This window comes from Anaerotruncus sp. (assembly GCF_057433415.1).
Genome location: NZ_DBMDHH010000079.1, coordinates 1 through 9,122, shown reverse-complemented (window position 1 = coordinate 9,122; position 9,122 = coordinate 1). Strand labels below are relative to the sequence as shown.

At 65.2% G+C, this 9,122-nt stretch carries 5 protein-coding genes and 1 pseudogene; 1 reads left to right on the top strand and 5 read right to left on the bottom strand.

The genetic code is table 11. From position 1 onward, the window contains the following. Positions 1-469: 469 nt before the first annotated feature. The 3 genes from ACZO3G_RS13945 to ACZO3G_RS13935 form a co-directional block, all read right to left on the bottom strand. On the bottom strand, positions 470-1,180 hold the full coding sequence (locus tag ACZO3G_RS13945) for a tRNA 2-thiocytidine biosynthesis TtcA family protein (protein WP_276874677.1): 711 nt from the start codon (positions 1,178-1,180) through the stop codon (positions 470-472). 77 nt (positions 1,181-1,257) lie between these two features. Beyond that, positions 1,258-2,190 (bottom strand): hypothetical protein, encoded by a 933-nt coding sequence (locus ACZO3G_RS13940; protein ID WP_101548597.1) that lies wholly within the window; start codon positions 2,188-2,190, stop codon positions 1,258-1,260. A 75-nt stretch (positions 2,191-2,265) separates the two neighbouring features. Further along, positions 2,266-3,618 carry a hemolysin family protein gene (locus ACZO3G_RS13935; protein WP_277138707.1) on the bottom strand — a complete coding sequence of 451 codons (1,353 nt, stop codon included), beginning with the start codon at positions 3,616-3,618 and terminating at the stop codon, positions 2,266-2,268. Positions 3,619-4,004: 386 nt separating this feature from the next. On the opposite strand from ACZO3G_RS13935, the gene nifJ reads away from it, so the two are divergent. After that, positions 4,005-7,682, top strand: a complete 3,678-nt coding sequence (gene nifJ / locus ACZO3G_RS13930; RefSeq protein ID WP_277138708.1) for a pyruvate:ferredoxin (flavodoxin) oxidoreductase — start codon at positions 4,005-4,007, stop codon at positions 7,680-7,682. 56 nt (positions 7,683-7,738) lie between these two features. Here nifJ and ACZO3G_RS13925 read toward each other — a convergent pair whose 3' ends face one another. Then, complete coding sequence (locus tag ACZO3G_RS13925; RefSeq protein ID WP_101548603.1) at positions 7,739-8,428, bottom strand: ABC transporter ATP-binding protein; 690 nt, start codon at positions 8,426-8,428, stop codon at positions 7,739-7,741. A 62-nt stretch (positions 8,429-8,490) separates the two neighbouring features. Beyond that, positions 8,491-9,122 (bottom strand): annotated as a pseudogene (locus ACZO3G_RS13920) (glycoside hydrolase family 13 protein); the annotation flags it as partial.

Sequence of the window (9,122 nt, the reverse complement as noted above, 5' to 3'; positions counted from 1 at the left end):
GCGCGTAGCGCGCTCCGGGCGCAGCCCGGGCAGGCCGCCCAAGGTGGAGGGTTCTTAGGCGGACTTTTGGTTCCTTTTCGTCCGTCCGAAAAGGAACCCGTAGCGCGCGGCGGAACGCGCTAGTGATTCTTGCCGCCGAAGGCGGCTCCGCTTAGGGTTCCGGCCCGCAGGGCCGGGTCGCATGGCGACTCCCTACGGGGAATCCAAAGGGGTCGCGAAGCGACAGCCCGAATGGGGACACCATTTGTCCCGAAGGGACAAGTGGCGCCTGTGGCCCTCTTTGAATGTGCGTCGCCGCTCTGCGGCGCTCGCCGCAGGCGAGGAGCGCATCTAAAGCCCCGCCGGGCGCAGCGCGGCAAATTGAAAACCGCCGTCGGGGCGGGACCCGGCAATCTCCGCCGCCGCAGGCGGCACATCTGGAGCGCCCCGGAGGGGCGCGTAAAAGGCTTGCCGGGCGCAGCACGGCAAATCACCACCCCGAGACATGTCCCCGCCGGATGGCTCCGAAGATACGTTTTGTAATTCCGGGATGGGTTTTCTCCATATCGTATAAAAATTCCTTGGTCCACTGCCGTTCGGTGCACCCGTCGACGGGGCATTTGCTCTTGACGACGGGAAGCCCGGCGCGGTTCACCGCGTTGCGGACCTCCCGCTCGGTGGCGAAGATGAGCGGGCGGATCATCGTGAGGTCCTTGCGGGAGAGGTAGGAGACGGGGGAAAAGCAGCCGATCCGCCCCTCGTTGAAGAGGTTCATCAGGAAGGTCTCCACCGCGTCGTCGAAGTGGTGGCCGAGCGCGATCTTGTTGCAGCCGTTCGCCTTGGCGGTGTCGTGCAGCACCCCGCGGCGCATCCGCGCGCAGAGGCTGCAGGGGTTGGATTCGCCGCGCTCGCCGAAGATGATCTGCCCGATGTCGGTGCGGCGCAGGATGTATTCGACGCCGAGCGAGCCGCACAGGTCGGCGATGGGGGAGAAATCGCCCTCCTCGCCGTTGAAGCAGTTGTCAAGGGTGACCGCCTTGAGGGTGAAATCGATGCCGACGAACCGCCGCACCCCTGCCAGCCCGGCGAGCAGCGCGACGGAATCCTTGCCGCCCGACACGCCGACGGCGACCGTGTCGCCGTCCTCAATCATCCGGTATTCCTCCACCGCGCGGCGGATGTAGCCCATGATCTCCTGCATAAAAACCTCCGTTACAGTTTTGATGGAAAAGCGAGCGCCCGGCCGCGGCCGGGCGCAGATGGTTCGGAAGGGAAAGTTCAGCCCTCCGCCGGTTCGACGTGGAAGCGGACCCGGTCGGTGTAGCCCTTTTCGCGCATGGCGGCGTTGAGCTCGGGCCAGCGGCCGCTCATGTGGAGGATGACCAGCCCGTTTACCCGGTCGATGCCCCAGCTCGTGATGGTGTCGGTACCCTTGACGCCGCGGCGGGCCTCGAGGAACTCGACGATCTCGTCGAGCTCGGCGGCGCTGCGCCCGGCGCTCTTATAGGTGACGGGGCAGGTCCTGCCGTGGTAGGCGGTGGTGAGCTGGGCGACCAGCGCGGGGGTGACGCCGCCCTCGGGAGTCTGCCAGAGGACGAGGCCGCGCCGGTCGTCGGTGAATTCCAGCCCGCCGTATTCGCTGCGCGACAGGCGGGGGGAGAGGAAGTTATAGTAGTCGCGCGCCGCGCTCTCGGGGGAATCCGGGTCCTCCAGCGCGGCCCACAGGGCGACGGTCTGGGGGAAGAGCAGTTCGGTCAGCCGGTCCATCGTCCCGCCGGGCGCGGTATAATACTGGTCCATGTGGCGGATGATCAGGTAGGACTGCCCCTCGGCGAAGCCCTCCGCGCGGACGGCGCTCGTAAAGAGGTGCAGGCGCGCCTGCCCCGGGAAGTCGAGATAGAGGTTGACGCCGGTGATGCTGCTCGGCGGCGTGACGCCCTCGGGGAAGGCGGCGGCCTCGCGCAGCAGGTCGGCGGCCTGTCTGGACAGGTCGGGATCGGTCACCGTGTTGACCGTCTCCTCGTCCCCCTTCCAGAGGGAGGCCTCGAGCAGGACGGGCAGCTCGGCCGGAGCCACGGAGATGGCGGGGGTCGTCTCGTCCGGCTGGGGGGAGGCTTCGTCGATCGGCTTGAGCAGCCGGTCGGCAAAGACCGGGACGGCGAGCCCGGCGCAGATCGCCAGCGCCAGTAGCAGGCAGAGACCTCTCTTCATAACGGCACACATCCTTTTAGCCAGATTCTTTCATGGAAGAAGTGGCGGAAAAGCAGGGATTTCCTGCCGGGATTTTCAATTTTTTTCTTTTTTGTCCTTCTCGCGCTCGGCCGGCTCCTCGGGAGGGAGGCGTTCGGCGCGGATGCGGGCGATGCGCCGCTCCTCGACGAGCAGGACGGTGAACTGGACGCCCTCAAGCTGAACGGAGGGGTGCTCGCCCGGTTCGGGCAGGCGGCCGAGGGCCTCGGTGATCAGGCCGCCGATCGTGTCGTAGTCGGTGTCCTCGTCGAACTCGACGTCGAAGAGCCGCTCGACGTCGTCGATCGCGACGGTGCCGTCAATCGACCAGCAGTTGTCCGAGAGCTGGGAGATCTCCTCCTCCTCGTCGTCGTACTCGTCCTGGATGTTGCCGACGATCGATTCGAGCAGGTCCTCCATCGAGACGATGCCCGCCGTGCCGCCGTATTCGTCGACGGCGACGGCGACCATGACCTTCTTCTGCTTGAACTGCGCGAAGAGGTCGACGCAGCTCATGTTCTCGGGCACGAAGAGGGCGGGGCGCATATATTTCTGGGCGTCGAACGCCGCGTCCTCCCCCTTGCCGATGAGGCGGAGCAGGTCCTTGACATAGATGATGCCCATGATGTCGTCGATGTCGTCGTCGTAGACGGGAATGCGCGAAAAGCCCGTCTCGACGGCCAGGTCCGCGATCTCCTCGAGGGAGGCGGTCTTGGGCACGGCGGTCATATCGGTACGGTGGGTCATGACCTCCGAGACGCTGCGGTCGTCGAACTCGAAGATGTTGTTGATCATGTCCTTCTCGCTCTGTTCGATCGAGCCCTTTTCGCTGCCCACGTCGACCATCATGCGGATCTCCTCCTCGGTGGCCTCCTCGGGCTCCTCGCCGGCGCGCACGCCGAACAGGCGCGCCAGCCCGCGGGCGAGCGCGCCGTTCAGGAGCACGAAGGGGCGCATGACGCAGGCGACGAACCAGCACAGCCGCGCGAGCGCGGCCGAGACCCCCTCGGGATGGCGGCAGGCCACCCGGTAGGGGAGAAGCGCGCAGAGCACGTTGAGCAGGAGCACGGTCAGCAGGAAGCCGACGAAGGAAAAGGCGTAGTAAAGCGGCCGGCTGAAGGAAAGCGAGCGGGCGAGCCAGGTCAGCGGGACGAGGGCGAGGGGATAGGTGAAGAGCGCCGCGGCCACCGTGCAGGCGAAGCGCGCGAGCTCGACGCCGTCGAGGAAGGCGGCGGGGCGTTCAAGCAGCCGCGCGATGAACCGCTCCCCGCCGCGTTCGGAGGAAGCCATCTTCTTCACGCTGCTGTCCCGCAGCTGGGTGAGGGCGGTGCGCCCGGCGGTCAGCAGGGAACTGAGCAGGATGAGGAGCAGGAAAATCACGATACTGGGATAGGGGTCCATGTTGTTCATTCCTCCAATTTGCGCCGCGCGGATGGACGATTGTTTCCGCTCCGGCGCTGCTACCATAAATATAAACATTTTTCCGGACAATGTCAATTTGAAGCCCGCCCGCGGGAAGGAAAAAATCCCCGGAAAATGCGGCTTTGAAGCCCGCCTTTGGGGAAAAGCGGGGGGCGGCACCGGAATTTCCACATACGGGAGCCCCAAACGGGATGGATTTTGCCGTAAAATTGACAAAACAGTCACAATTTTCTGGGTTCTGTTATTTACAAGGCGCGGCAAAAATGATAAACTCAATAAGGATAGGGACAAGGGGCTTTTGCGCCCTTTCGGGCCCGTTCGGAATATCCAATTTATTAGCGATCGCTAATTTATCATTAGGAGGAAGATGCAACATGGCAAGAAACAAACTCACCATGGACGGCAATACCGCGGCAGCGCATGTCAGCTATGCGTTTACCGAGGTAGCGGGGATCTACCCGATCACGCCGTCCAGCCCGATGGCCGACTACGTCGACCAGTGGGCCGCCGCAGGCCGTAAGAATATCTTCGGCACCACCGTCAAGGTCATGGAGATGCAGTCCGAGGCGGGCGCGGCGGGCACCGTGCACGGCTCGCTGGCCGCCGGCGCCCTGACCACCACCTATACCGCCTCCCAGGGCCTGCTGCTCATGATCCCCAACATGTATAAGCTCGCCGGCGAACTGCTGCCGGGCGTCTTCCATGTTTCGGCCCGTACCGTCGCCACCCACGCGCTGAACATCTTCGGCGACCACTCCGACGTCTACGCCTGCCGCCAGACCGGCTTCGCGATGCTCGCCGAGAGCAACCCGCAGGAGGTCATGGACCTGGGCGCCGTGGCGCACCTGGCCGCCATCAAGGGCCGCGTCCCCTTCATCAACTTCTTCGACGGCTTCCGCACCTCCCACGAGATCCAGAAGATCGAGGTCTGGGACTACGACGACCTGGCCGGGATGGTCGACATGGACGCGGTCGAGGCCTTCCGCAAACGCGCGCTCAACCCCGAGCGCCCGGTCATGCGCGGCTCCCACGAGAACGGCGACATCTTCTTCCAGCACCGCGAGGCCTGCAACAAGTTCTATGACGAGCTGCCGGCCGTGGTCGAGGAGTACATGGGCAAGGTCAACGCCAAGCTCGGCACCGACTACAAGCTCTTCAACTACTACGGCGCCCCCGACGCCGAGCGGGTCATCATCGCGATGGGCTCGATCTGCGATGTGGCCGAGGAGGTCATCGACTACCTGACCGCCGCCGGCGAGAAGGTCGGCCTCATCAAGGTCCGCCTCTACCGCCCCTTCGTCCCCGCCAAGCTGATCGAGGCGATCCCGGCCACCGCCAAGAGCATCGCCGTCCTCGACCGCACCAAGGAGCCCGGCTCCCTGGGCGAGCCGCTCTACCTCGACGTCATCACCGCCCTCTCCGAGTGCGGCGTGTCGGGCAAGACGGTTATCGGCGGCCGCTACGGCCTCGGCTCCAAGGACACCCCGCCCTCCAGCGTCTTCGCCGTCTTTGACGAGCTGAAGAAGGATTCCCCCAAGAAGCACTTCACCATCGGCATCACCGACGACGTTACATACACCTCGCTCGAGGAGAACAACTTCGCGAACACTGCGGCCAAGGGCACCATCGAGTGCAAGTTCTGGGGCCTCGGCGGCGACGGCACCGTCGGCGCGAACAAGAACTCGATCAAGATCATCGGCGACCACACCGACAAGTATGTGCAGGCGTACTTCCAGTACGACTCCAAGAAGACGGGCGGCATCACGATCTCCCACCTGCGCTTCGGCGACGAGCCGATCCGCGCGCCCTACTACATCAACAAGGCCGACTTCGTGGCCTGCCACAACCCCTCCTACGTCGTCAAGGGCTACAAGATGGTCCGCGACGTGAAGCCGGGCGGCGTCTTCCTCATCAACTGCCAGTGGACCCCCGAGGAGCTCAATACCCACATGCCCGCCGAGGCCAAGCGTTACATCGCCAAGAACAACATCCAGCTCTACACCGTCAACGCGATCGACCTCGCGATCAAGATCGGCATGGGCAAGCGCACCAACACCATCCTGCAGGCCGCGTTCTTCGCGCTCGCGAAGGTGCTGCCGATCGACGAGGCCGTCGACTACATGAAGAAGGCGGCTTACAAGTCCTACTCCAAGAAGGGCGAGGACGTCGTCAACATGAACTACGCGGCGATCGACGCGGGCGTTTCGGCGTTCGTCAGGATCGACGTCCCGGCCGACTGGGCGAACGCCAAGGACGAGGCCGAGTCGGCTCTGCCCGAGGGCAAGAAAGAGCTCGTCACGATGGTCCACGACATCATGGAGCCCGTCTCCAAGATGAACGGCGACAGCCTGCCGGTCTCCACCTTCGTCCCCCACGCGGACGGCACCTTCGAGCAGGGCGCTTCCGCCTACGAGAAACGCGGCGTCGCGGTGTCGGTGCCCGAGTGGCTGCCGGAAAACTGCATCCAGTGCAACCGCTGCTCCTATGTCTGCCCGCACGCGACCATCCGCCCGTTCGCGCTGAGCGCCGACGAGGCCGCGAAGGCCCCCGCGCAGACCAAGTACACCGCCAAGATGACCGGCGCGCCCGACTACAAGTTCACGATCGCCGTCTCCCCGCTTGACTGCATGGGCTGCGGCGTCTGCGTCAGCGTCTGCCCGGCCAAGGAGAAGGCGCTGGTCATGAAGCCGCAGGAGAGCCAGTCCGCCCAGCAGGAAGTCTTCGACTTCATGGTCGCGAACATCTCCAAGAAGCCCGGCATGCCCGCCGACGAGACCGTCAAGGGCAGCCAGTTCAACCAGCCGCTGCTTGAATTCTCCGGCTCCTGCGCGGGCTGCGCCGAGACCTCCTACGCCCGCCTGATCACCCAGCTGTTCGGCGAGCGGATGTACATCTCCAACGCGACCGGATGCTCCTCCATCTGGGGCGGACCGGCCGCCACCAGCCCGTACACCGTCAACAAGGACACCGGCCGCGGCCCGACCTGGGCGAACTCCCTGTTTGAGGACAACGCCGAGCACGGCTTCGGCATGTACATCGGACAGAAGACCATCCGCGACCGCCTGGCCGCGAAGACCCGCGCGCTCATCGAGGTGCCCCACACCTGGGCCCCGCTGAAGGAAGCCGCGCAGGCGTGGCTCGACACGATGGACGACGGCAAGGCCAACGCCGCCGCCACCGAGAAGTATGTGGAAGCCCTGCAGGGCGGCCTGATGAGCGTGGACGACTGCCTCGCCTTCATCGAGACCCCCGCGAGCAAGGAGATCTTTGGCGACAAGCACGCCGAGATGCATGAGCACATGAAGGCCCTCAAGGCGTCGGGCGCGGCCCACTGCGACTGCGAGGCCTGCACGCTGACGGCTGAGATCCTGGCCGAGAAGGAATACCTCGCCAAGAAGTCCGTCTGGATCTTCGGCGGCGACGGCTGGGCGTACGACATCGGCTACGGCGGGCTCGACCACGTGCTCGCTTCGGGCGAGGACGTCAACGTCATGGTCTTCGACACCGAGGTCTATTCCAACACCGGCGGCCAGGCGTCCAAGTCCTCCAACATCGGCCAGGTGGCGCAGTTCGCCGCGGCCGGCAAGGCGATCGCCAAGAAGAGCCTCGCCGAGATGGCCATGTCCTACGGCTACGTCTACGTCGCGCAGATCTCGATGGGCGCCGACATGAACCAGACGATCAAAGCGATCGCCGAGGCCGAGGCCTATCACGGCCCCTCCCTCATCATCGGCTACGCCCCCTGCGAGATGCACAGCATCAAGGGCGGCATGACCAACTGCCAGACCGAGATGAAGAAGGCCGTCGACGCGGGCTACTGGAACATGTTCCGCTTCAACCCCGCGCTCAAGGCGGAGGGCAAAAACCCGTTCACGCTCGACAGCAAGGCGCCGACCGCGAGCTACAGGGACTTCATCATGAACGAGGCCCGGTACTCCTCGCTGACCCGCTCTTTCCCCGACCGTGCGGAGACCCTCTTCGACGAGGCGGAGAAGTCCGCCGCCGCGCGCTACCAGCACCTGCTTAAGCTTCAGCAGCTCTACGCGGAATAATCCGACGTGCAAAAGCCCCGCGCCGTACGGCGCGGGGCTTTTTTTCGCCGTGCGGCTCAGGAGGGCGGGGCTCCCGAATCCTCGACGATGCGCCCGTCGATGATGCGGATGAGCCGCCCAGCCGCGGAGGCGATGCGGTCGTCGTGGGTGATGAGGATAACGGTGCGTCCCTCGGCGTGCAGCTCGTGAAGGATGTCCATGACCTGCGCGCCCGAGGCGGAGTCGAGGTTGCCGGTCGGCTCGTCCGCGAGGATGATGGGGGGCTTCGCGGCGATCGCGCGGGCGATCGCGACCCGCTGCTGCTGCCCGCCCGAAAGCTGGGCGGGGTAGTGGTGCATCCGGTTGCCCACCCCCACCCGCTCAAGTGCGGAAACGGCCAGCTCGCCGCGCTCGCGGCGGGGGATGCCGCGGTAGATGAGCGGCAGCTCGACGTTTTCCAGCGCGGTCAGGCTGGGGATGAGGTTGAAGCCCTGGAAGATGAAGCCGATCCTCCGGTTGCGGATGCCGGCGAGGGAGGCCTCGGGGATGTGGGCGACGTCCTCCCCGTCGAGGAAATAGATCCCTCCGTCGGGCAGGTCGAGGCAGCCGAGCATGTTCATGAGGGTCGATTTGCCCGACCCCGACTGCCCGACGATCGCCACGAACTCCCCCGCCTCGATCGAGAGGGAGACGCCGCCGAGCGCGCGCACCTCGTTGTCGCCGGCATTATAAATTTTGCACAGGTCCCGCAGTTCCACAAGCGGCATAACAAATCCCCCGCAGACGTTTTTTCTTAGTGTCTGCGGGGGAGGCTTTTTTATGCGGTTTTTTAACGCAGGACGAGGATCGCCGCGCCGTAGGGGGGCAGCAGGCCGTCGGCGCCGAGGCTGCCGTAGAGGACCGCCGCGTCCTTGAACTCCATCGGGAGGACGGCCGGCTGCTCCGAGGGGGTGCGGTTGACGGCGACGTAGTAGCTTTCGCCGCCGCAGTCGCGCAGGAAGGAGACGACCTCGGGGGTGAAGGAGACGGCGCTGAAGCTGCCGGAGGAGAGCGCCGGGCATCCCGACCGGATCGCGCCGAGGGTGCGGAAGAACTGGATGAGCTCGGGGTCCTCGCGGCCCCACGGGTAGCAGGTGCGGTTGAAGGGGTCCTTGTAGCCGTAGAGGCCGGCCTCGTCGCCGTAATAGAGGCAGGGCACGCCGGGCAGCATGTACTGGATGACCGACGCGAGCATGAAGAGCTTTTTGCCGAGCGCGTATTTTTCCGGGCTCAGCGTGTTGTTGTGCGCCTGCCAGTCGCGCCCGCCCGAGATCGGCTCGCCCGCCAGCGCGGTGATCGCCCGCTCGATGTCGTGGGTGGACAGGGAGTTCATCAGCACGTCGAGCACCGGCTTGGGGTAGTGCTCGAGGATGGAGAGCAGGGTGGAGTAGAGGCGGTTGCAGTCGCCGTGGCGGACGTAGG

What these genes read in the sequence shown, in the direction of transcription:
- ACZO3G_RS13940 (WP_101548597.1), bottom strand. Translation starts at nt 2,190, where the DNA reads ATGAAGAGAGGTCTCTGCCTGCTACTGGCGCTGGCGATCTGCGCCGGG.
- ACZO3G_RS13945 (WP_276874677.1), bottom strand. Translation starts at nt 1,180, where the DNA reads ATGCAGGAGATCATGGGCTACATCCGCCGCGCGGTGGAGGAATACCGG.
- ACZO3G_RS13935 (WP_277138707.1), bottom strand. Translation starts at nt 3,618, where the DNA reads ATGAACAACATGGACCCCTATCCCAGTATCGTGATTTTCCTGCTCCTC.
- ACZO3G_RS13925 (WP_101548603.1), bottom strand. Translation starts at nt 8,428, where the DNA reads ATGCCGCTTGTGGAACTGCGGGACCTGTGCAAAATTTATAATGCCGGC.
- nifJ (WP_277138708.1), top strand. Translation starts at nt 4,005, where the DNA reads ATGGCAAGAAACAAACTCACCATGGACGGCAATACCGCGGCAGCGCAT.